This window comes from Xanthomonas bonasiae (assembly GCF_014836395.1).
Lineage (GTDB): Bacteria > Pseudomonadota > Gammaproteobacteria > Xanthomonadales > Xanthomonadaceae > Xanthomonas_A > Xanthomonas_A bonasiae.
Window position 1 is genome coordinate 399970 of sequence record NZ_JACSQX010000005.1, and the last position, 20955, is coordinate 420924.

21 protein-coding genes are annotated in these 20955 nt (G+C 70.1%); 18 read left to right on the forward strand and 3 right to left on the reverse strand.

Annotated elements, in window-relative coordinates; translation table 11 throughout:
• Nucleotides 1–192: 192 nt before the first annotated feature.
• Nucleotides 193–2271, reverse strand: a complete 2079-nt coding sequence (locus H9658_RS10535; protein WP_191825297.1) for a beta-galactosidase — start codon at nucleotides 2269–2271, stop codon at nucleotides 193–195.
• 479 nt (nucleotides 2272–2750) lie between these two features.
• Here H9658_RS10535 and H9658_RS10540 point away from each other — a divergent pair, with 479 nt between their 5' ends.
• From H9658_RS10540 to fghA, 6 genes are all read left to right on the forward strand, one after another.
• Nucleotides 2751–3782 carry a glycosyltransferase gene (locus tag H9658_RS10540; protein WP_225209875.1) on the forward strand — a complete coding sequence of 344 codons (1032 nt, stop codon included), beginning with the start codon at nucleotides 2751–2753 and terminating at the stop codon, nucleotides 3780–3782.
• Between the two features lie 235 nt (nucleotides 3783–4017).
• A complete protein-coding gene (locus tag H9658_RS10545; RefSeq protein WP_191825299.1) occupies nucleotides 4018–4509 on the forward strand; it encodes a hypothetical protein in 492 nt (163 codons plus the stop codon).
• Nucleotides 4510–4622: 113 nt separating this feature from the next.
• Complete coding sequence (locus H9658_RS10550) at nucleotides 4623–4898, forward strand: metal/formaldehyde-sensitive transcriptional repressor (protein ID WP_179567232.1); 276 nt, start codon at nucleotides 4623–4625, stop codon at nucleotides 4896–4898.
• Nucleotides 4899–4941: 43 nt separating this feature from the next.
• The gene (locus H9658_RS10555) at nucleotides 4942–6051 is read left to right on the forward strand and encodes an S-(hydroxymethyl)glutathione dehydrogenase/class III alcohol dehydrogenase (RefSeq protein WP_145702909.1); all 1110 of its coding nucleotides are present in this window, start codon (nucleotides 4942–4944) and stop codon (nucleotides 6049–6051) included.
• Between the two features lie 69 nt (nucleotides 6052–6120).
• Entirely contained in the window at nucleotides 6121–6693 is a 573-nt protein-coding gene (gene gfa / locus H9658_RS10560) for an S-(hydroxymethyl)glutathione synthase (RefSeq protein ID WP_179567230.1), read from the forward strand.
• Between the two features lie 104 nt (nucleotides 6694–6797).
• Entirely contained in the window at nucleotides 6798–7628 is an 831-nt protein-coding gene (gene fghA, locus H9658_RS10565; protein ID WP_191825300.1) for an S-formylglutathione hydrolase, read from the forward strand.
• A 43-nt stretch (nucleotides 7629–7671) separates the two neighbouring features.
• Here fghA and H9658_RS10570 read toward each other — a convergent pair whose 3' ends face one another.
• On the reverse strand, nucleotides 7672–8589 hold the full coding sequence (locus H9658_RS10570; RefSeq protein WP_191825301.1) for a dioxygenase family protein: 918 nt from the start codon (nucleotides 8587–8589) through the stop codon (nucleotides 7672–7674).
• A gap of 326 nt (nucleotides 8590–8915) precedes the next feature.
• Here H9658_RS10570 and H9658_RS10575 point away from each other — a divergent pair, with 326 nt between their 5' ends.
• The 10 genes from H9658_RS10575 to H9658_RS23130 all read left to right on the forward strand — a co-directional run bounded on the left by H9658_RS10575 (nucleotide 8916) and on the right by H9658_RS23130 (nucleotide 17234).
• Nucleotides 8916–9503, forward strand: coding sequence for a lytic transglycosylase domain-containing protein (locus H9658_RS10575; RefSeq protein WP_191825302.1), 588 nt, complete (start codon nucleotides 8916–8918; stop codon nucleotides 9501–9503).
• Complete coding sequence (locus H9658_RS10580; protein ID WP_179567222.1) at nucleotides 9500–9802, forward strand: TrbC/VirB2 family protein; 303 nt, start codon at nucleotides 9500–9502, stop codon at nucleotides 9800–9802. The genes H9658_RS10575 and H9658_RS10580 overlap by 4 nt, the downstream gene beginning before the upstream one ends.
• An 8-nt stretch (nucleotides 9803–9810) precedes the next feature.
• Nucleotides 9811–10095 (forward strand): type IV secretion system protein VirB3, encoded by a 285-nt coding sequence (locus H9658_RS10585; RefSeq protein ID WP_179567220.1) that lies wholly within the window; start codon nucleotides 9811–9813, stop codon nucleotides 10093–10095.
• A complete protein-coding gene (locus H9658_RS10590) occupies nucleotides 10092–12491 on the forward strand; it encodes a VirB4 family type IV secretion/conjugal transfer ATPase (RefSeq protein WP_191825303.1) in 2400 nt (799 codons plus the stop codon). Before H9658_RS10585 ends, H9658_RS10590 begins: the two co-directional genes overlap by 4 nt.
• Nucleotides 12488–13648 (forward strand): type IV secretion system protein, encoded by a 1161-nt coding sequence (locus H9658_RS10595; protein WP_191825304.1) that lies wholly within the window; start codon nucleotides 12488–12490, stop codon nucleotides 13646–13648. The genes H9658_RS10590 and H9658_RS10595 overlap by 4 nt, the downstream gene beginning before the upstream one ends.
• A complete protein-coding gene (locus H9658_RS10600) occupies nucleotides 13645–14490 on the forward strand; it encodes a TrbG/VirB9 family P-type conjugative transfer protein (RefSeq protein WP_191825305.1) in 846 nt (281 codons plus the stop codon). Before H9658_RS10595 ends, H9658_RS10600 begins: the two co-directional genes overlap by 4 nt.
• On the forward strand, nucleotides 14480–15535 hold the full coding sequence (locus tag H9658_RS10605; RefSeq protein ID WP_191825306.1) for a TrbI/VirB10 family protein: 1056 nt from the start codon (nucleotides 14480–14482) through the stop codon (nucleotides 15533–15535). Before H9658_RS10600 ends, H9658_RS10605 begins: the two co-directional genes overlap by 11 nt.
• A 38-nt stretch (nucleotides 15536–15573) precedes the next feature.
• Nucleotides 15574–15933 carry a hypothetical protein gene (locus H9658_RS10610; protein WP_191825307.1) on the forward strand — a complete coding sequence of 120 codons (360 nt, stop codon included), beginning with the start codon at nucleotides 15574–15576 and terminating at the stop codon, nucleotides 15931–15933.
• A gap of 2 nt (nucleotides 15934–15935) precedes the next feature.
• Nucleotides 15936–16904 (forward strand): P-type DNA transfer ATPase VirB11, encoded by a 969-nt coding sequence (gene virB11, locus H9658_RS10615; protein WP_318241297.1) that lies wholly within the window; start codon nucleotides 15936–15938, stop codon nucleotides 16902–16904.
• 195 nt (nucleotides 16905–17099) lie between these two features.
• Nucleotides 17100–17234, forward strand: coding sequence for a hypothetical protein (locus H9658_RS23130; protein ID WP_255432684.1), 135 nt, complete (start codon nucleotides 17100–17102; stop codon nucleotides 17232–17234).
• Nucleotides 17235–17572: 338 nt separating this feature from the next.
• On the opposite strand, the gene H9658_RS10620 is transcribed toward H9658_RS23130, so the two are convergent.
• Entirely contained in the window at nucleotides 17573–18982 is a 1410-nt protein-coding gene (locus tag H9658_RS10620; protein WP_191825309.1) for an aminotransferase-like domain-containing protein, read from the reverse strand.
• A gap of 128 nt (nucleotides 18983–19110) precedes the next feature.
• Here H9658_RS10620 and H9658_RS10625 point away from each other — a divergent pair, with 128 nt between their 5' ends.
• Both H9658_RS10625 and H9658_RS10630 read left to right on the forward strand, forming a co-directional pair.
• Entirely contained in the window at nucleotides 19111–19902 is a 792-nt protein-coding gene (locus H9658_RS10625; protein ID WP_191825310.1) for a PhzF family phenazine biosynthesis protein, read from the forward strand.
• On the forward strand, nucleotides 19899–20828 hold the full coding sequence (locus H9658_RS10630; RefSeq protein WP_191825311.1) for a DMT family transporter: 930 nt from the start codon (nucleotides 19899–19901) through the stop codon (nucleotides 20826–20828). The genes H9658_RS10625 and H9658_RS10630 overlap by 4 nt, the downstream gene beginning before the upstream one ends.
• Nucleotides 20829–20955 lie beyond the last annotated feature (127 nt).

Consider the following 20955-nt stretch of genomic DNA (forward strand, 5'->3'; position numbering starts at 1 on the left):
GCGTGTGATCGCGGGGTCATGATAGGCAGCGGCGACGGTGGCCTCATGGCGGGTTTGTGTCGTATTCAGACACGTGTTGACACAAAGCGCTGACGCGCCGGCGCCTCGCGGCGGTCGCGTGGGCGTGTTGCATGAGGCGCGCCGACCGCGCCAGGGGAGTTCGGCGCCTGGCGGCGCCGTATTGGATGCGGCTTACTGCACCAGTTCCACGCCGAACGGGTCCAGATCGATCCGGCCGGAATAGGTCTTGCGCGTGAGCACTCCGGTCTTGCTGCCGGGGAAGGTTACGCTGGCCGGGGCGTCATTGGTGTTGACGTACAAGGTGCGCCCGTCGACCACTCGCGCCACCACGCCCGCGGGCGTCTGCGGCCCGCGGGCGATGCCCAGGGACGTATACAGCGAGCGCAGCAGCGGCGCGATGAACGGCCCCTGCGCCGCGGTGGCGAGGTAGATCGCCTGTCCCTTGCCGTAGCGGTTGATCGCGATCGCCGGGCTTTTCTGCGGCGTGTTGGCGAACATGGCCAGCGGCTTGGCGGTGCCCAGCTCCAGCACTTCGTAGTACGGGTCGGTGCCGGTCAGCGTGGCGCCGTCGAAGCCGATCTCTAGCGGCGCTTTCGACCGGTAGAACTCGTTGGTGCGCAGGCCGAACACATCGGTCAGCCGGCCAGGCAGCGGGGTTTCGAACCATTTGCCGGTTTCGTCCACTTTCGCCGAATAGCCGGTCATGATCACGGTGCCGCCCTTGGCCACGTAGTCGCGCACGGCCTCGGCGGTTTCCTTGTCCATGATGTAGGCGCTGGACAGGACCACCAGCTTGTATTTGTCGATCGTGTCGTGGCCGATGTCGATCACCGCGGTGTCGATGTTGTCCTCGAACAGCGGGGCGAACGCGGCCTTGACCTGTTCGCCGTAATTGCCCTTGAAATACTCCTGCATGGTGTTGGGGCCGGGCGGCGGCGTGGTCAACCAGTTGGTGTCGAAGGAGTAGTGGATGGCGACGTCGGGCCTGCCATAGCGCGGGAAACCCATGCCGCGCAGGGTCTTCATCTCGCTGGCGATGCGCTTGAATTCGTCGACCTTCCAGGACGGCCGGCTGTCGTGGTCGAGCAGGCCGAACAGGGACTGTTCCTCGCCGCCGATATGCGAGTTGAAGGTCCAGGCGAGGAAGGTCTGCGAATAGTGCAGCAGGCCGAAATAGGCCCACATCCGCGAGCGTCCGGGCGTGCCGTAGTAGCCGCCGCCGCCGGCGGTGAACTCGTTGAACCAGATCGGCGTCTGGTGTCCGGCGCGGGTCATCATCACGTCGAGTGCGGCGGTCAGCGGGTCGCCGGGGTAGAAGCCCTGCGCGCCGTAGGTGGAGATCTCGTCCCACGAGCGCAGATAGTCAAAGCCTTTGGTCGGCGCGGTCGGCCACAGGTTGGAGGCGACCGGCAGGTTCGGCGCGTAGCGTTTGCGCGCCGCTTCCAGATCCTTGAGCGCGCCGATGGTGTCGTCTGACCAGAAACGGCGCAGGTCGAGATAGCGCTCGTTCGGTCCGGGGCCTTTGACGTAGGGCAGGTCGACCTGGTCCCAGTCGTTGATCCGGCGCGACCAGCGCTGCGTGGCCCAGGCCTTGTTGAGTGCGGCGATCGAGCCATACTTTTGCTTCAGCCAGGCGATGAAACGTTGCCGGTCGGCTTCGGAATAGGACAGCTGGCCGTTGCCGATTTCGTTGTCGTAGCCGAGCGCGATCACTGCCGGATTGTTGGCGTAGCGCTGCATCATGGTCTCGGCCAGGCGCCGCGCCAGGCGCCGGTAGTCGGGGTCGGCGATGTTGTCCCAGTAGCGCGTCGCCGCATGCAGGCGCACGCCGTCCTGGTTGACCAGGTCCACGCCGGGATAGGCCTTGTGCAGCCAGATCGGCGCCGGTTGCCCGGGGATATCGACCACGACCTTGATGCCGGCGGCATGCATCTGTGCGACGACGTCGTCGAACCAGTCGAAGGTGAAGTGGCCTTCCTCCGGTTCGAACGAATCCCACGACAGATCGCCCATGCGCACCATGCTGAAGCCGGCCGCCTTCATGACCGCGATGTCCTGCCGGATCTGTTCCGGCGAGCGGTCGATCGGCTGATAGTTGGCGCCGACGAACAACTGGCCCTTGCCTGGCCAGTCCGGATGCCCGTCGGCGCTCTGCGCGTGGGCGCTGCGCGGTGGCGCGATGAGCGCGAGGACGGCGCCGAGCGCCAGGGTCAGGACAAGGCCGGCCAAGCGGGCGATGGAATGCGTCATGCGTGTCGTGTTCCTGGGAAGGGGGCGCGGCGGTGCGCAGCCACCTGGACGACATGCGGCTGGCACGGGCCCGGGGCTTCGGTCTTGGCCGTGAGCGTCATGCAGGCGCATGCGGCGAGGGCGCACAGCGCATGTCGCGCTTGCTCAACAGGGACATCGGTCTCTCCGTCTGCCTGGTCGTGCTCGGGCGCTGCGCGTTCCCCTGGAGCAGGGCGCTCCAGACGCGGCATGAGCCAGGCATGGTTGCAAATATCGCTGCACCCGACAAGCCGCCCGCCGCCTGCGCGGGGCGGCGTCCACGGGCGTCGCTCCGGCCCGCCGCCGCCGCGATGCGATGCCCGTGGATCGCCGACGATGCGGCGTCCATCGTCGGCGGCGTCCGCTGGCCTGGCTGAAGTGTGCCGTGTGCCGGCATGTCCGGACAAAACGCCGACATCTGCGCCCTCGACGCTGACCCTCTTTCTTCAAGTACCACGTGCATGGCGTCCGATCTCTACCGCATCGTCAGTTGCGACAACGGCACCGGCCTGAGCCGGGATCTGGGACTGATGGCCGACGCGCTGACGCTGGGCGGCCAGCGCGTGCAGCGACTGGGCTTCAGCCGCGGCAAGCTGACCCGATTGGCGCAGGAGGCCGGCGCCCGGCTGGCAGGCGCATTCGGCCACCACGTGCACACCCAGGTGTTTTCCGAGCGCGTCTATCCCGGCTGCCTGGCCTTGGCCGAGCGCAACCTGCTGGTGCCCAATCCGGAGTGGTTCCTGCCGCAGTGGTTGTCGCTGCTGCCGCGTTTCGAGGCGGTGCTGTGCAAGACCCGGCATGCCGAGCTGGCGTTCCGGCGGCTCGGCTGCCGCACCCGCTACATCGGCTTCACCAGCCGCGACCGCTACGATCCTGCGATACCGCGCCGCTACGCGTTCTTCCACCTGGCCGGGCGCAGCACCGCCAAGGGCACGCGGGTGCTGCTGGATACCTGGCAGCGGCATCCGCAATGGCCGCAACTGACCGTGGTGCAGAATCCGCGCAGCGCCGGCGAACGGGTCCGCGCCGGCAACATCGACCATCGCATCGCCTACCTGGACGATGCCGAACTGCGCACGCTGCAGAACGCCCATCTGTTCCACCTGTGTCCGTCCGAGGTGGAAGGCTTCGGCCACTCGCTGATGGAGGCGATGAGCGTCGGCGCAGTGACGCTGACCACCGACGCCGAGCCGATGAACGAGCTGGTGACGCCGGCGCGCGGCCTGCTGCTGGCGCCGGCATGCTCGCGCATGCAGCGGCTGGCCTCCTATCACTACGTCGATCGCGCCGGCATCGAGGCCGGCGTGGAGCACGCGCTGGCTCTTTCGGTACTGCAGCGCGACACGATCTCGCGCGCCGCGCGTCGCTATTTCTGCCACAACGATGCGGCCTTTGCGACACGGTTCCAGGCCGCGGTGCTGACCCAGGCGGCGCCGGCCGCGGCGGCGCCCGCGGTGGAACGCATCGCCGGGATCGGAGTGCCTGCGCCATAAGGGGGTCGGCGGCGCCATGGCGGCTGTTGCGTCGCCCTTCGCCGGACCAATCGCGGACCCGGCCAGCGTATTTCCCGCGTGTCGCCCGCCGACAACGGCGCGCGATATCGGCATGACAGGATGCGGTCCGCGGGTGCATCGGCGAGCTTGCCGCGGGGAGCGGGTGCGGCGCCGTCGGCGTACCGCGTCCATCGCCCGTTTTCACCACCCGCCATCAGGAGGAGGCATGCCTAACATGACATCGCATCGAATCGCCAAAGCGGCGCTGACCCTAGTGTTGAGTACCGCGCTGAGCGGCTGCGTCACCGTCTATGTCGGTGGTCCCGCCGCGCTGCCGCCGCCACCGCCGCCGCCGGACGGCGGGCCGCGCCACGGCCCTGGCCACGGGGCGGACAGGGGCCCGGGCCACGACCAGGCGCCGCCGCGCGACCCGGCGTTCGAGGCCGCGGTGCAGTCCTGCGCGCGCGAACTCGGGCTGCCGCTGCCTGGACGGCCGCCGGGTCCGCCGCCGGCCGACGCCGGCATGGGCAAGGGTGCCCCGGCCAATGGCGGCGCTCGGCCGGCGGGCGCTGGGCCGGATCCGGCCAAGCCGGCCCCGGCGATGCGCGCCAACTTCGCCAAGCTCGATGCCTGCCTGCGCGGCAAGGGCGTGACGCCGCCGCCGTGGCGTGGTCCGTCGCAGGATCGCGCCGCACCATCCGCGGCCGCGCCGCCCGCGCAGCGCTGAGTCCTGCGGCCCGGTGCCGCATGCCCGCACCATCCCGATCCGGGATGGCGCGGGCGTTTTCTTTTTCGGGCAGAGGAATATACTGTCCCCCAGTATAGTTCCCAGGTCGCCGCATGCCGCATACGCCCCACGAGAAGAAACGCGTCCTGGCCCGCATCCGCCGCGTGCGCGGACAGACCGAGGCGTTGGAGCGTGCGCTGGAAGGCGGCGCCGATTGCGCTGCGGTGCTGCAGCAGATCGCGGCGATCCGCGGCGCGGTCAACGGCCTGATGTCGGAAGTGATGCAGGCACACATCCGCGAAGAATTCGGCCATGCCGCCGCCTCGGAAACGCAGCGCGCCGCGCGCGTGCGCGAGATGGGCATGCTGGTCCGCTCCTACCTCAAGTGATCCCGAACCCCACGACCCAACCCGTTCTTCCAGGAGAAACCTCATGAAATCCCGTGCCGCCGTCGCTTTCGAAGCCGGCCAGCCGCTGCAGATCGTGGAGATCGACGTCGAACCGCCGCGCCAGGGCGAGGTGCTGGTCCGCATCACCCACACCGGCGTCTGCCACACCGATGCGTTCACGCTGTCCGGCGACGATCCGGAAGGCATCTTTCCCGCCGTGCTCGGCCATGAAGGCGGCGGCATCGTCGAGGCGATCGGCGAGGGCGTGACCAGCGTCAAGGTCGGCGACCACGTGATCCCGCTGTACACGGCCGAATGCCGCAAGTGCAAATTCTGCCTGTCGGGCAAGACCAACCTGTGCCAGGCCGTGCGCGCCACCCAGGGCAAGGGCCTGATGCCCGACGGCACCACCCGCTTCTCCTACAACGGCCAGCCGATCTTCCACTACATGGGCTGCAGCACCTTCAGCGAATACACCGTGGTGCCGGAGATCTCGCTGGCGGTGGTGAATCCGGAAGCGCCGCTGGAGAAGGTGTGCCTGCTCGGCTGCGGCGTCACCACCGGCATCGGTGCGGTGCACAACACCGCCAAGGTCAAGCCGGGCGACTCGGTGGCCGTGTTCGGCCTGGGCGGCATCGGCCTGGCGGTGATCCAGGGCGCGGTGCAGGCCAAGGCCGGGCGCATCCTGGCCATCGACACCAACCCCGGCAAGTTCGATCTGGCGCGCAGCATGGGCGCCACCGACTGCATCAACCCGAAGGACTACGCCAAGCCGATCCAGGAAGTCATCGTCGAGCTGACCGATGGCGGCGTGGATTTCAGCTTCGAGTGCATCGGCAACGTGCACGTGATGCGCTCGGCGCTGGAGTGCTGCCACAAGGGCTGGGGCGAGAGCGTCATCATCGGCGTGGCCGGCGCCGGCCAGGAGATCAGCACGCGTCCGTTCCAGCTGGTCACCGGCCGCGTGTGGCGCGGCAGCGCGTTCGGCGGCGTCAAGGGCCGCACCCAATTGCCCGGCATGGTGGAGCAGGCGATGCATGGCGAGATCGATCTGGATCCGTTCATCACCCACACCTTGCCGCTGGAAGAGATCAACGAAGCCTTCCACCTGATGCACGAAGGCAAGTCGATCCGCACCGTGATCCATTTCTGACCTGACGGTCAGTCCGGCGCGCGGCCGCTTCCGCGCATGCAGGTACGCAACGAACCCGGGAGGGGCATGATGAGTACCGTAACGATTCATCCGTCGGTGGACGGCGGAGTGCGCGCAGGCGCGGAGAATTTCCAGGGCGGCACCCTGGAATGCCACTGCGCCAGCGACAAGGTGACCGTGGACGTGGGGGCGCAGACCGCGCACAACCACGCCTGCGGCTGTACCAAATGCTGGAAGCCGAAAGGTGCGACGTTCGCGGTGATCGCGGTGGTCGGCCGCGACAAGGTCAAGGTCACCGCGCACGAGGAGAAGCTGAAGGTCGTCGACGAGAGCGCGACGATCCGGCGCCATGCCTGCACCGGCTGTGGCGTGCACCTGTACGGGCGCATCGAGAACACCGAGCATCCGTTCTACGGCCTGGACTTCATCCATACCGAGCTGTCGCCGCAGCAGGGCTGGTCGGCGCCGGGCTTCGCCGCGTTCGTGTCCTCGATCATCGAGAGCGGCACCCGCCCGGAAGCGATGGACGGCGTGCGCAGCCGGCTGCGCGAGCTGAAGCTGGAGCCCTACGACTGCCTGTCGCCGCCGTTGATGGACGCGATTTCCACCCACGTCGCGCGCAAGAACGGCGTGCTGCAGTAAAGCCTGCCGCCCGCGGCGTGCCGCCCTGGCGGCGCGTCGCGGCGGCGTCTCTGGATGCGGCCGGCGTTTGCCTGGCCGCGTCCCCCCTCTTCGGGATCCCTTTCATGGAACGCATCGAACACCATGCCTGCTGCGGCGGCTGGCAGGACGTCTATCGCCACGACTCGGCCGTGCTCGGCTGCACGATGAACGTGGCCGTGTACCTGCCGCCGCAGGCCGAACACGCCACGCTGCCGGTGCTGTACTGGCTCAGCGGGCTCACCTGCACCGAGCAGAATTTCATCACCAAGGCCGGCGCGCAGCGCTACGCCGCCGAGCACGGGGTGATCCTGGTCGCGCCGGACACCAGCCCGCGCGGCGACGATGTCGCCGATGCCGAGGGCTACGACCTGGGCAAGGGCGCCGGTTTCTACGTCAACGCGACCCGCGAGCCGTGGGCCAGGCACTACCGCATGTACGACTACGTGGTGCAGGAGCTGCCCGCGCTGATCGAGGCGCAGTTCCCGCACAACGGGCGGCGCGCGATCAGCGGCCACTCGATGGGCGGTCACGGCGCGCTGGTGATCGCGCTGAAGAATCCGGGCCGCTATCGCAGCGTGTCGGCGTTCTCGCCGATCGTGGCGCCGTCGCAGGTGCCGTGGGGCGAGAAGGCGTTTTCGGCCTATCTCGGCGACGACCGCGCCAGCTGGAAGACCTACGACGCCACCGCGCTGATCGCCGGGGCGAGCGAGCGCCTGCCGTTGCTGATCGACCAGGGCGGCGGCGACGAGTTCCTCGAAAAACAGCTGCAGCCGCAGTTGCTGCAGGCCGCGGCCGATGCCGCCGGCTACCCGCTGACGCTGCGCCTGCAGCCCGGCTACGACCACAGCTACTACTTCATCGGCAGCTTCATCGGCGAGCACATCGCCCACCACGCGCGCGCGCTGCAGGGCTAAACGCCGCTGCAGCGCTGCGGATGGGCGCCGCCGCCTGGCGGGGCTACACCGCCAGGCCGATGGTGATGGTGCCGGTGTAGCCGTTGCTGGTGTCGCCGCTGAGCGTCGGCGTCTGCGCGGCCAGCTGCGTGCTGGTGTTGTCGCCGAACACATTGTCGCTGGACAGGCTGATCGCGGCCTTGTTGGTGACGCTGGCGCTGTAGCCGCTGACCGCGGCATAGACCGTATCGCAGATGTCGCTGGGCATCGCCATCTGCGAGGTCAGCACCTTGTTGGTATAGCTGGTCGCGGTGTCCAGGCTCGGATAGATCTCGAAGTGGATGTGCGGCCAGCGTCCGCTGTAGCAGGCGGGGAAGATGGTCTGGAAGGTGACCTGGCCGTTGCTGTCGGTGACCTGCACGCCGCGCAGGTAGTTCTGATCCTGGATGCCGCTGGAGTACAGCGAATACTTGCCGTCGCGATTGCAATGCCATAGGTAGATGGCGTAGCCGGACAGGACCGCGCAGCTGTTGTTGACGTTGACCAGGGTCAGGGTCAGGGTCAGCGGCAGGCCGGCCGCGGTCCCGCTGTCGCTGCCGAAGCTGCTGCGGATGTCGCTGCGGACGATGCCGCTGGACGAGAGCACGTTCACCACGCTGCTGTTGACGCTGTTGGAGCCGTCGGCGGGATAGGGGCCGGCGGTTTCTTCCGGATCGGCAATGCAGCTGCCCGATGTGGTGCTGGTGGTGGTCGTCGTCGTGGTGCTGGTGGTGGTCGATGCCGTGGTGGTGGTCGCGGTGGGCGTGGACGAAGTGTCGTCGCCGCTGGAGCCGCCGCCGCAGGCGCTGATCACCGCCATCGCGCTGCCGGAGGCGATCCAGGCGAGCAGGCGCCGCCGTTCCTGCATGCGTTGCTCGAGAGTTTGCAGGTCGAACTGCAGGCCGCGGTCGTGGTCGTCGAGGTCGTGGTTGCGGTCTGTCATGGCGTGGCCTCCAAAGGCGCGTGGCGAGAGTCGATCATGCGCACCGTTGAGTGGGCACGAGCGCCGCCAGTCTTGCCGTTCGCCGCTTGCGGCGTTTGCCTGAATATTGCCTCGCGCGACAAATGCCGGCGCAGTGCCGCGTGCGAGGATGGATTCGAGCTTTCGTGTCCGTTGCGTCGCGCATGCGGCAACAGGCTGGCGACTGGCGGCATGCCGCAGTCGCGCGACGTTCCCGCCCGCAACGTGCCATCGCGATTCCGGATTCCACTGCCATGCTGCGCCACACCGTTTCCCGCCGCCCACGTCGTGCCGTACCGGATGCCCGCATGCGGCGCCTCGCATCGTTGCTGCTGGCGCTGGCGGCATGGCCGCAGGCCCACGCACAGGTCATGGAAATCGGCGAGGACGGCAGCGTGCGTCACCTCGGCGAAGGTTGGGCGACGCCGGGCGCGGCGCATGCCTCCGTGGTCGCGGCCGCGCCGCCCTATCGCGCCGCCTTCGAGGCCGCTGCCGCCCGCCATGGACTCAGCGTCGCGTTGCTGCAGTCGCTGGCCTGGTCCGAATCGCGCTACGACGCCTCCGCGGTGTCGCCGGCCGGTGCGATCGGGGTGATGCAGTTGATGCCGGCCACCGCCCGCGCACTGGCGGTGGATCCCTGGGATCCGCAGCAGAACATCGAGGGTGGGGCGGCCTATCTGCGCCAGCAGCTGGACCGCTTCGATGGCGATCTGGAGCGCGCGTTGGCCGCCTACAACGCCGGCCCCGGGCAGGTGCAGCGGCATGCAGGCGTGCCGCCGTTCCGCGAGACCCGCGCCTATGTCGCCGGCAACCTCGAGCGTCTGGCCGAGCTGAGCGTCGCCGGCGCCGCGGCCTCCACCGTGTCGCTTTCCGTTCCCCAGGGAGATCTGCAATGAACCCCATGTTCCGCCGCCTGCCGATATCGCTCGCCACCGTCGCGTTCGCTCCCGCCGCGTGGGCGCGGGGCGGCGATCCGGCCGGCTCCGGGCCGATCCTGTCGGCGCTGGAGTGGATCCAGGGCACGCTGCTCGGCAATGCCGCCACCGCGGTGGCGGTGATCGCCGTGGCCGTGGTCGGTTTGATGATGCTGAGCGGGCGCATCCATTGGCGCCTCGGCGCGACCGTGATCCTCGGTTGCTTCGTATTGTTCGGCGCGACCACCATCGTCGCCGGCATCCGCGCGGCGGCAGGTTGAGTAAGGCGATGAGCGCGTTGCGATCCACGCCGATCTTCCCCGCGCTGACCCGGCCGCAGATGTTCTGCGGCGTCACCTACAGCTATTTCATCGTCAATGGCGTGGTGACCACGGAAGCGTTCCTGATGACGCGTTCGTTCTGGGCGCTGGCGGTGGCGCTGCTCGCCCATGGCGTCGGCTACCTGGCCTGTCTGCGCGAGCCGCGCGTGTTCGACCTGTGGCTGGTGCGGGTCAGCCGCTGCCCGCGGGTGCGCCATTGGCGCCGCTGGCGCTGCAACAGCTACGCGCCATGATGCGGCCGCGCGAACAACGCGCTGGCGACCATCTGCCCTACGCGCGGCTGCTGGATGCGCATACCGTGCAGTTGCGCGATGGCGCGTTGCTGCAGTGCCTGCGCCTGGAAGGATTGGCGTTCGAGACCGCCGACGGCGACGTGCTGGACCTGCACCAGCAGGCGCGCGACGCGGCGTTGCGTGCGGTGGCCGATTCGCGCTTCGTGTTGCATCACCACCTGCTGCGGCTGCGTGCGAGCGTGGACGTGGGCGGCGACTTCGCCGATCCGGTCTGCGCGCTGATCGACCGGCGCTGGCGCGGGCAGCTCGGCCAGCGCCGGCTGTTCGTCAATGAGTTGTTCGTCAGTCTGCTGCGGCGCCCGGCGCGCGGCAAGACCGGTATCGCCGAGCGCCTGGGTGGCGTGTTGCGCAGGGGCCTGGGCGACACCGCGCGCGCGGCGGCGCTGGCGCGCGAGCGCCGCGAACTGGATGCCGCGCGCGATGCCTTGTTGGCCGCGTTGCAGCCCTACGGCGCGCGCCTGCTCGGCGAGTACGAGACCGCGCACGGAGTGTGCTCCGAGCCGCTGGAACTGCTCTCGGCGCTGTACAACGGCGAGCTGCGGCCGATGCTGCGGCCGCTGCATGGCGACCTGGGCCATCACCTGCCGTACCGGCGCATCAGCTTCGGCCTGGAAGCGCTGGAACGCAGAGGCCCCGGTGCCGCGCGCGACTACGCCGCGCTGCTGTCGCTGAAGGAATATCCGCCGAACGCGCTGCCGGGCATGCTCGATGCGCTGTTGCGCATGCCGTGCGAGCTGGTGCTCTCTGAAAGCTTCGCTTTCGTCGAACGGCAGTTGGGACTGGAGCGCGTCTCGCTGGCGCTGCGCCGCATGCGCGCCGCCGAGGAGGATTCGGCGTCGCTGCGGCAGGGCCTGGTCGAGGCCAAGGACGACCTGGCCAGTGGCCGCGCGGTGTTCGGCGAACATCGCTTCGGCCTGCTGGTGCGCGCCGACGCGCTGGAGGCGCTGGACGCGGCCGTCGCCGAGTGCGCGGCGGCGCTGGCCGACCTGGGCGCGGTGGCGGTACGCGAGGATCTGTGCCTGGAGCCGGCGTTCTGGGCGCAATTCCCCGGCAACGAAGCCTACGCGGCGCGGCATGCGCTGCTGTCCAGCGGCGCGTTCGCCAGCCTGGCCTCGCTGCACGGCTTTCCGCAGGGCCGCGCCGACGGCAACCACTGGGGCGACGCGGTGACGGTGCTGGAAACCACCGCCGCCACTCCGTATTTCTTCAATTTCCACCGTGGCGACCTGGGCCACTTCAGCGTCATCGGTCCGTCCGGCTCGGGCAAGACGGTGGTGCTGAACTTCCTCGCCGCGCAGGTGCAGAAGTGGCGCCCGCGCGTATTGCTGTTCGACAAGGACCGCGGCGCGGAGATCTTCGTGCGTGCGATCGGCGGGCGCTATGCCAGCTTGCGCAGCGGCGAGGCGACCGGCTTCAATCCGCTGCAGTTGCCGGATACGCCGGGCAACCGTGCGTTCCTGCGGCGCTGGCTGGCGCAGTTGCTGGGCGATGCGCAGCAGCCGTTGAGCGCCGACGAGGCGGCGATCCTGGCCGCCGCGGTGGACGCCAATTACGAGCAGGCGCCGCAGTACCGCCGCCTGCGCCATTTCCGCGAACTGCTCGGCGGCCAGCGGCGTCCGCAGCCCAGCGACCTGGCCGCGCGCCTGGTGCCGTGGTGCGGCGACGGCGAGCGCGCCTGGTTGTTCGATCACGCCTACGACCGGTTGGACCTGGGCATTCCGACATTGGGGTTCGACATGACCGAGCTGCTGGACATGCCGCAGCTGCGCACGCCGACGTTGTTGTACCTGTTCCACCGCGTGGAGGAACGGCTCGACGGCAGCCCGGCGCTGATCCTGATCGACGAAGGCTGGAAGGCGCTGGACGATGCCGTGTTCGCGGCCCACTTGCGCGACTGGATGAAGACCTTGCGCAAGCGCAACGCGATCGTCGGCTTCGGCACCCAGAGCGCGCGCGACGCGCTGGACAGCCAGGTCGCCAGCGCGATCATCGAACAGGCCGCCACGCAGATCTTCATGCCCAATCCGCGCGCCAGGGCGGAGGACTATTGCGACGGCTTCGGCCTCAGCGCGCAGGAACTGGAACTGGTGCGGCTGCTGCCGGCGCATGCGCATGCGTTCCTGGTCAAGCACGGCAACGAGAGCGTGGTGGCGCGGCTGGACCTGTCGGGCATGCCGGAGTTGCTGACCGTGCTGTCCGGTCGTGAAGCCAGCGTGCGCCGCTTGGACCAGCTGCGCGCGCAGTTGGGCGAGCATCCGCGACAGTGGTGGGAAGCGCTGACCGGGGTGCCGTATCCGGCGCCGGCGGCCTGCGCTGCCGACGAGCGTGCCGCATGAGCGCCTGCGCGGCGATTCCGATCGACGGCGATGGCGGCCTGGCCGCCGGCCTGGCCGCCATCGACTGCCAGATCAACGGTGCGGTGCAGGCCGGCTATGCGCAGCTGTTCGGCGCCAGCGGCATGTTCGGCGCGGTGCTGCGCGCGCTGTTGGTGGTCTGGGTGGCGATGCTGGCGCTGGGCCTGATCGGCGGGCGCCTGCGCCTGAGCCTGCCGGCGCTGGGGCCGCGCCTGTTCGGCGTCGCCCTGGTGCTGACCTTCGCCACCGCGTGGCCGGCCTACCAGACGGTGGTCTATGGGCTGCTGGTCGGCGGTCCCGACCAGATCGCGTCGGCCTTCCTGGGGGCGCCGCATGGCGCCACCCAGGCCTTCGCGTCGCGACTGGACGGCCTGCTCGGCGAACTGGTCGAACTCGGCCGCCAATTCGATGCGCAGGCGGCGCCGCCGCAGGCCAAGCAGGCAGCCAAGCTGGTGCGCGGCTGCGCCCTGTTGCTGCTGCTGTCGACGGTGGGGCTGCTGGTCGTGGCGCGGCTGGTGCTGGCGGCGTTGCTGGCGCTGGGGCCGATGTTCGTGCTGCTTGCGTTGTTCCGCGCGACCCGCGGCCTGTTCGAGGGCTGGTTGCGCATGGCGCTGAGTTTTGCGCTGGTGCCGATGCTGGTGGCATTGGCCGGTGCGGTGTTGCTGCGGGTGCTGGCGCCGGTGATCGACGCGATCGCGCTGGATCCGTTGGCAGCCGCGCAACAGCAGCGGCCGCTGCTGATGCTGCTGCTCGGGTGTGCGATCTACCTTGGCCTGCTGCTGGCGATGGCCTGGACCGCCGCCGGCCTGGCCCGCGCATGGCGCCTCGGCCGTGGCGATCAACCTGCAGACGGTGGCTCGTCGCGGGTCGATGTGCAGGCCCGTGGGGCGCCCGCCGCGCTATCGCCCGCGCGGGTGCATGATTTCGCCACCGAGGCGCGGATCGCCTCCGCGGGCAGCGCCCGCACTCTCCAATGGCTCGGCGGCCTGGCCCGCGACAGCGCGCCGCGCACGGCGCCAGAGGCGTCTGTCGCCGCGGTGAGCGTGGGCAGTCGCCGTGGCGGCCTGGGGCAAGGCATGCGGCAAGGCATGCGGCCACGCATGGCGCCGCGCCCGCTCGGCGGAGCGAGGACGCCATGACCACCCGCGCTCGCCGAGTCGGCCGCGCCGCGTTGTGCCTGCTTGCGTTGGCGGCGGTTGCCCATGCCTGCGCCGATCCGCGCATCCGCGAACTGGACTACGACGACCGCAAGGTGGTGCGCATCGACGGCTGCTTCGGTTTCCAAACCATGGTCGAGTTCGCTGCCGACGAGCGCATCGAGAACGTGGGACTGGGCGAGGCGGCGCACTGGCTGGTGGTGCCCAACAAGCGCGCCAACCTGCTGTTCGTGAAGCCGGCCTATCGGACCAGCCACAGCAACATGACCGTCGCCACCGACCGCCATCGCTACAGTTTCGAACTGGTGGCCAGCGATTCGCCCGATTGCAGGCGCGGGCGCGTGGTCTACGACCTGCGCTTCCGCTATCCCGAGGAGGCCGCCGCACGCGCGACGGCGGCGACGGCGGCGGTGGCCAGCGCGCAGGCCGAGGTGCAGGCGAGCGCGGCGCTGCCGGCGCCGGCGCAGCGCAACAGCGCCTACAGCTTCAGCGGCGCGCGCGAGAACGTGCCGCTGCGCGTGTTCGACGACGGCCGCAACACCTATTTCCAGTGGGCCGATGCCAGCAGCACGCCGGCGGTGTACGCGCTGGCCAGCGACGGTTCGGAAACCCCGCTCGCATTCACCCGCCGCGGCGACTACCTGGTGGCCGACCAGATCGCGCCGGCGTTCGCCCTGCGCCGCGGCCATGCGGTGGCGCAGTTGTTCAACGACGGCTTCCGCACGCCGGCACTGGATGCGCAGTCGCCGCAGCCGCGTGCCGCGGCGGCAGCGCCCGCGCGCCGCCCGGCCTGGTGGCGAAGGAAGACAGCCGATGCGCAATGATGCCGGCGAGCGCGATCCGAGACTGGCGCTGGACGCAGAGACGCTGCATGCGGCATCGCTGCGCGCGGCACCGCAGGTGGCGCGCACGCCGCGCGTCGGCGACAGCCTGGGGTTCGCGCTGGGCCTGCTGGGCGCGGTGGCGCTGGGCGGATTGACCCTGCTGCTGCTGTCGAGGCAACGCCTGCATGCGCCGCCGGTGCCGGCGCCGGCGCAGACGTCGGCACTCGCGGCGCCGCTGCCACGGGCGCCGGTCGCTTCCCGCACGGCACCGTCCCAGCCCGCGGTCGCGGCTGCGGCCATCGCCGTCGCTCCCACGCAGTCGCGGTCGATGCCGATGATCGTCGACAACAGCGCTGCGTCCGAAGCGGGCGCCGCACCTGGGCAGGCCGCTGCCGCATCGGGGACTGCCAACGCCGCGCCTGCGGGCGGTGCCGGACTCAACCAGGACGAGCAGTTCGCCCTGCGCGTGGGCGGCGACGCGCCGCCGTTGCAACAGGCGGTGGCGCTGGCGCATCCGGCGCGCACGGTGGTGCAGGGCAGCCTGATCCCTGCGGTGCTGGAAACCGCGCTCAATACCGATCTGCCCGGGTACGCGCGCGCGCTGGTCAGCCGCGACGTGCGCGGCTTCGACGGCAGCGAAGTGGTCATTCCGCGCGGCAGCCGCCTGGTCGGGCAGTACCGCAGTGGCGTGGAGACCGGGCAGCGCCGCGCCTACATCGTCTGGTCGCGCCTGATCCGTCCCGACGGCGTCTCGGTGCAGCTCGCGTCGCCGGCGGTGGACGGCAGCGGCGAGACCGGGCTGGACGGCGAGGTCGGGCGGCATTTCTGGCAGCGCTACGGCGCGTCGATGCTGCTGTCGGTGGTCGGCGGCGTCGCCAGCGCGCTCGGTGGCGACTCCGGCACGCTGGTGATCGGCACCTCGACCAGCAGCGCCTCGGCGCAGGCGCTGCAGACCGACGGCAAGATTCCGCCGACCATCCGCGTGCCGTTGGGCACGCCGATCCAGGTGTTCGCCGCGCGCGATCTGGATTTCTCCGGCTACTGACGTTCCCGTTTACTTTTTTCCATGTCCGAGGAATCCGCATGAAGCACCGTTCGCTGCCGTTGCTGTTGTCCCTGGCCGGGGCGCTGTCCTGCATGGCGCCGGCGCTCGCGCGCAACGGCGACGGTGGCGCGCCGGCGAAGCCGCCGTCCGGCCCCAATCCGAAGGTGGAGGCGGCGATGCGGGCGTGCGCTGCCGAGCAGGGTGTGGCGGCGCCCGCTGCAGGTCCGCCGCCCGCTGCCGGACGCCCGTCCGCTCAAGGCCGCCCGCCCGCCGATGCGAAGCGCCTGGACATGGCCAAGTTCGACGCATGCATGAGCGCCAAGGGGCTGCCCAAGCCGAAGGGTCCGCCTCCGCAGGGCGGCCAGCCGGAACATGCCGCGCCGCCGCCGGCAGGCTGACGGTGCAGTCGCCGCCGCTGGCATTTGCGCAGGCGCCCGCGCAGGACGTCTATCTGCAGCGCTATCTGCTGCCCTTCCAGCCCTGGCTGGATGCGGCGGACGTCACCGAGATCCTGGTCAATCGCCCGGGCGAGGTCTGGGTGGAGCGCCTGGGCCAGCCCTGCATGCAGCGCATCGATGTCCCCGCCATCGACGATGTGCTGCTGGAACGTCTGGCCGCGCAGGTCGCGCGTGTCACCCACCAGGCGGTGAACCGCGAGCATCCGCTGCTGGCGGCCACCCTGCCGGGCGGCGAGCGCGTGCAGGTGGTGGCGCCGCCGGCCACGCGCCGGCATTGGGCGCTGGCGATCCGCCGCCACTTGAATCTGGATCTCGGACTGGAGGCGTATCGGCTGGCCGACGCAGGCGCCCGCGACGACCTGGCCTGGGATGCGCAGGCGTCGCTGTCCGGGTTGCGTGCCGCGGTCGCGGCGCGGCGCACGCTGTTGATCGCCGGCGGTACCTCGTCGGGCAAGACCACCTTCCTCAATGCGTTGCTGAAGGAGGTGCCAGCCAGCGAACGCATCGTCGCGGTGGAAGACACGCCGGAGCTGCACCTGCGCCAACCCAATCACCTCGGCCTGGTCGCGGTGAAGGGCGAGCAGGGCGAAACCCGCATCACCACCCAGGACCTGCTGCAGGCCGCGTTGCGGCTGCGGCCGGACCGCATCCTGCTCGGCGAAGTGCGCGGCCCGGAGGCGGTGACCTTCCTGCGCGCGATCAATACCGGCCATCCAGGGTCGTTCACCACCATCCATGCCAACACGCCGCAGGGCGCGCTGGAACAGCTGGCGCTGATGGTGATGCAGTCGGGCATCGGCCTGAGCCGTGCCGACACCTTGGGCTACATCCGCAGCGTGGTCGACCTGGTGGTGCAACTGGGCCGGGTCAACGGCGAGCGTCGCATCCTGGCGATCGAGACGCTGCGCTGAGTGCGCGCTGGGCATCGCCGCCTGCGCGACGGCGATTGCGTGACGATTCCGTTCGCGCGTCGGTGCCGCTCGTAAACAAATGCGCGGCGCGTCGTCCAATGCGCGGTTGTGCGATTGCCGTCGCGTCGGCTGAGACGGCGTGCCGCTAGATTCCTCGGCCTTCGCCATCGTGTCGTCCCGGACTGGAGTCGCGCCATGCTCGCTTGCCGCAAACCCGCATCGCCGTTGTCGCGGCAGCGTTGGCGCAGCCCGCTCAGCGCGCTGGCCATGCTCGCCTGCACCTTGTTCGGCGCTTGCGCGGCGCTGGCGATCGGCGCGGCGACGGTATAGCGGGGCGGAGCGGATCGATGCGGGTCCGCAGCGCCACTCTCCTGGCTTTCGCCGGGCCTGGGAATGGCGCTGGGCGCGATGGGATGGGCCGCGGCAGGTGAGTCTCGCGGCGGCAGGTCTGGTTGCTTGCGACGGGACGAGAGAAACGTCGCGTCGTTCAGGCGCCTCGCATGTTTGCCGCGGTGGCGATGGCGCCGGTTCAACGGTGGCGCCGCCGTAGGGTGCGCCGCCTTCGGTACTTCGATGCGATCTTCGGCGCGATGCCCCTGCACGCCATGCCCACGGCCGCCTCCGATCGCGCGAACCGGCAGCTTGGCGACCGGCGACCGGTCGATGGCTCAGCGCGGCAACCGTGCGGCCAGTTTTCCCAACTGCCGCATCGCGCTTTCCAGGGGCTCGCTCCACGGCTGGCCGCAGGTCAGACGCAGGTGGTCGGCGTAGTCGCCGCGACTGGAATACAGATGCCCGGGCGAGGTGCCGATGCCTGCGGCCAGCGCCGCCTCGAACAGGGCCTGGCCGCTGCCGCCGTCGGCCAGTTGCAGCCACAGCGACAGGCCGCCGGCGGGATCGCCGACCCGGGTGCCGGCAGGCCAGTGCCGCACGATCGCCTCGCGCAGGCGCTGGCCGTTGTCGGCGAGGGTGCGGCGCAGCTTGCGCACGTGCCGCTCCAGATCGTGCTGTGCCAGGTAATCGGCCAGCGCCAGCTGCGGCAGGCTGGCGCCGCCGACGGTGGAGAAGTACTTGGCGCGGACCAGCGCGTCGGTCCATTCGCCGCCGAGCAGCCAGCCCACGCGCAGGCCCGGCGCCAGCACCTTGGAGAACGAGCCGCAGGTGATCACGTTGCCGTGCGTGTCGAAGTGGCGCAGCGGGCGCGGGCGCTGCCCGGACCAATCCAGCTCGCCGTAGATGTCGTCCTCGATCACCACGGTGCCGTGGCGCGCGCAGCTGTCGAGCAGGGCGCGCTTGGCGCTGTCGGTGGTGAGGCTGCCGAGCGGATTGTTGAAGTTGGGCACCAGCACCGCCGCGCGCGCCGGGGTGCGTTGCAGCAGCGCATCCAGGCGCGCGGCGTCGATGCCGTGGCCGGCGCGGTTGGGCACTTCCAGCACCTTCAGCCGCAGCGCCGCGACCGCCTGCAGGATGCCGTGGTAGGTCGGGGTTTCCACCAGCACCACGTCGCCGGGTGCGGTGAGCGTGCGCAGCGCCAGGCTGATCGCCTCCATCGCGCCGGCGGTCACCACCACTTCGTCCGTCGCCACCGTGGTGGCGCAGTGCGCGTAGCGCTGCGCGATCTGCCGGCGCAGCGCGGCGTGGCCTTGTGGCGGCGCATAGTCGAGTGCGACCGCGCGATGGCGGCGCAGCTGCCGCGCCAGCGCGGCGGCGAGTTGTGCGGCCGGCAGCAGCGCCGGCGCCGGGGTCGCGGTGTGCAGCGGGACCAGGTCCGAGCGCGCGAGCATGTCGAGCACGCCTTGCAATGCCGGGTTGTCGACCATGCCCGGCGTGCGCCGCCGCGCCGGCGTCGGCAGCGGCGTCAACGGCTCGGCGGCGGCACGCACGAAATAGCCGGAGCGCGGCCGCGCCTGCACCCGTCCCTCGCGCTCCAGCTGCAGGCAGGCCTGCACCGCGGTGGCGGTGCTGATGCCGTGGTTGGCCGCCAGCTGCCGGATCGACGGCAGGCGCTCGCCGGCGCGCAGCGTGCCGCGCTCGATCTGCTCGCGCAGCTGCACCGCGAGCGATTCGTACAAGAGCATGCGGGCGCCTCATCTGTATCGGTCCACTTACAGCGTATCTGAATCTGTAATGGTCGGGTGCGGCGCTGCACACTGGGCCTGTGCCGGCCATCGCGTCGGCGTTCCCCCCCTTGCTTGCGAGGCCGGCCATGCCGCTTTCCGTGTTCGTCGTCGATGCCTTCACCACGGTCCGCTTCAAGGGCAATCCCGCCGCAGTGGTACCGCTGCAGGCATGGTTGCCGGATGCGCTGATGCAGGCCATCGCCAGCGAGAACAACCTGTCGGAGACCGCGTTCTTCGTGCGCGATACCGATGGCGTGTTCGCGATCCGCTGGTTCTCGCCGCTGAAGGAAGTCGGCTTCTGCGGCCATGCGACGCTGGCCAGCGCGTTCGTGATCGCCACCCAGCAGCTCGCACCGTTCCCGCTGCGCTTGCGTGCGGCCGCGGTCGGCGAACTGGGTGTGGAGCGGCTCGCCGACGGCAGCTTCGAGATGCGCTTTCCGAATCAGGCGCCGGCCTTGTTGGCGTCGGTGCCGCAGGCCCTGTACGACGCCTTGTCGATCGTGCCGCAGGCGGTGTATGCCAACGCGCAGGCGTACATCGCGGTGTACGCGGACGAACGCCAGGTGCGCGCGGTGGTGCCGGATCTGGCGCGGATGCTGGCGCTGGCGCCGCGCGATGTGGCGGTGACCGCGCCCGGCAATAGCCACGATTTCGTGTCGCGCTATTTCTGGCCGGCCAATGGCGGCGCCGAAGATCCGGTGACGGGCTCCATCCATGCCGCGCTGGCGCCGTTGTGGGCGCAGGCGCTGGGCAAGGTGCAGCTGACCGCGCTGCAGGCCTCGGCGCGCGGCGGCGAGCTTGGGTGCCGGGTCGAGGCGCAGCACGTCTATGTGCGCGGCAGCGCGGTGCAGTACCTGCACGGGACGATCGCGCTGTGAGCGCGGCGGTCGCCGTTCCCGCCGGCGCCGCGCGGCGCGCGCTGTGGCAGTTGTTGCTGGCCGAAGTGCTGATCGGCTCGGTCGGCGTGTTCGTGCACGAGAGCGGCCAGGACCCGGTGACCGCGGTGTTCTACCGCTGCCTGTTCGGCGCATTGTTCCTCACCGTCTGTGGGCTGCTCGGCGGCCAGTTGCGCGGGCTGTGGCGCGAGCGCAGGTTGCTGCGCGATGCCGCGGTCAGCGGCGTGCTGCTGGTGCTGAACTGGGTGGCGCTGTTCGCCGGCATGGCGCGCTCGTCGATCGGCGTGGCGACGATGGTCTACCACGTGTTCCCGTTCGTGATGCTGATCCTGGCGGCGATGCTGCAAGGCGAGCGCACGCGCCGCAGCGACCTGGGCTGGACGCTGCTGGCCTTCGTCGGCGTGGCGTGCTCGGCGGATCCGGCGCGGCTTTGGCATACCGCCGATCGCGGCTATCTGTTCGGCATCGCGCTGACCCTGCTGGCGGCGTTGCTGTGCGGCGCGTCGCTGTTGATGTCGCGGCGCATCAGCCGCGAGCGGCCGCTGGCGGTGGTGACGGTGCAGTGCTGGGTGGGCACGCTGCTGCTGGCGGGATTTTCCAGCGGCAGCGCATTGCACCCAGGCATGCACTGGCTGTGGCTGGCCGGCCTGGGGGTGATCCACAGCGGCATCGTCTACGTGCTGTTCTATTCGTCCTACCGACACCTGCACGTGGCGACGATCGCGATCCTGGCATTCGTGTACCCGCTGGTCACCTTGCTGCTGGACTTCCTGCTGTACGGCCACCGGCTGGTGCCGGTGCAATGGCTGGGCCTGGCGCTGATCGTGCTCGGTACGCTGGCGGTGAACCTGAAATGGCGTTGGCCGCGGCGCGCTGCAGGCGCGGCGGCGGGCGCTGTGGCGCGCTAGATGCGCAGTTCACGCATCGCAGTCGGCGAAGCGTTTGTGGGAGCGACTTCAGGGCACCTCGAACAACCGGTCAGATCATCGCGATGGCCTCTCAGCATCCGGCGCCCCAGTCTGAGAGCAGCATCGG

Excerpts from the sequence above, each read along its gene's own strand:
- H9658_RS10580 (WP_179567222.1), top strand. The coding sequence starts at position 9,500 with ATGAACCCCATGTTCCGCCGCCTGCCGATATCGCTCGCCACCGTCGCG.
- H9658_RS10625 (WP_191825310.1), top strand. The coding sequence starts at position 19,111 with ATGCCGCTTTCCGTGTTCGTCGTCGATGCCTTCACCACGGTCCGCTTC.
- H9658_RS10585 (WP_179567220.1), top strand. The coding sequence starts at position 9,811 with ATGAGCGCGTTGCGATCCACGCCGATCTTCCCCGCGCTGACCCGGCCG.
- gfa (WP_179567230.1), top strand. The coding sequence starts at position 6,121 with ATGAGTACCGTAACGATTCATCCGTCGGTGGACGGCGGAGTGCGCGCA.
- H9658_RS10575 (WP_191825302.1), top strand. The coding sequence starts at position 8,916 with ATGCGGCGCCTCGCATCGTTGCTGCTGGCGCTGGCGGCATGGCCGCAG.
- H9658_RS10545 (WP_191825299.1), top strand. The coding sequence starts at position 4,018 with ATGACATCGCATCGAATCGCCAAAGCGGCGCTGACCCTAGTGTTGAGT.
- H9658_RS10535 (WP_191825297.1), bottom strand. The coding sequence starts at position 2,271 with ATGACGCATTCCATCGCCCGCTTGGCCGGCCTTGTCCTGACCCTGGCG.
- H9658_RS10540 (WP_225209875.1), top strand. The coding sequence starts at position 2,751 with ATGGCGTCCGATCTCTACCGCATCGTCAGTTGCGACAACGGCACCGGC.
- H9658_RS10570 (WP_191825301.1), bottom strand. The coding sequence starts at position 8,589 with ATGACAGACCGCAACCACGACCTCGACGACCACGACCGCGGCCTGCAG.
- H9658_RS10610 (WP_191825307.1), top strand. The coding sequence starts at position 15,574 with ATGAAGCACCGTTCGCTGCCGTTGCTGTTGTCCCTGGCCGGGGCGCTG.
- H9658_RS10590 (WP_191825303.1), top strand. The coding sequence starts at position 10,092 with ATGATGCGGCCGCGCGAACAACGCGCTGGCGACCATCTGCCCTACGCG.
- H9658_RS10605 (WP_191825306.1), top strand. The coding sequence starts at position 14,480 with ATGCGCAATGATGCCGGCGAGCGCGATCCGAGACTGGCGCTGGACGCA.
- fghA (WP_191825300.1), top strand. The coding sequence starts at position 6,798 with ATGGAACGCATCGAACACCATGCCTGCTGCGGCGGCTGGCAGGACGTC.
- H9658_RS10595 (WP_191825304.1), top strand. The coding sequence starts at position 12,488 with ATGAGCGCCTGCGCGGCGATTCCGATCGACGGCGATGGCGGCCTGGCC.
- H9658_RS10620 (WP_191825309.1), bottom strand. The coding sequence starts at position 18,982 with ATGCTCTTGTACGAATCGCTCGCGGTGCAGCTGCGCGAGCAGATCGAG.
- H9658_RS10600 (WP_191825305.1), top strand. The coding sequence starts at position 13,645 with ATGACCACCCGCGCTCGCCGAGTCGGCCGCGCCGCGTTGTGCCTGCTT.
- H9658_RS23130 (WP_255432684.1), top strand. The coding sequence starts at position 17,100 with ATGCTCGCTTGCCGCAAACCCGCATCGCCGTTGTCGCGGCAGCGTTGG.
- H9658_RS10550 (WP_179567232.1), top strand. The coding sequence starts at position 4,623 with ATGCCGCATACGCCCCACGAGAAGAAACGCGTCCTGGCCCGCATCCGC.
- H9658_RS10555 (WP_145702909.1), top strand. The coding sequence starts at position 4,942 with ATGAAATCCCGTGCCGCCGTCGCTTTCGAAGCCGGCCAGCCGCTGCAG.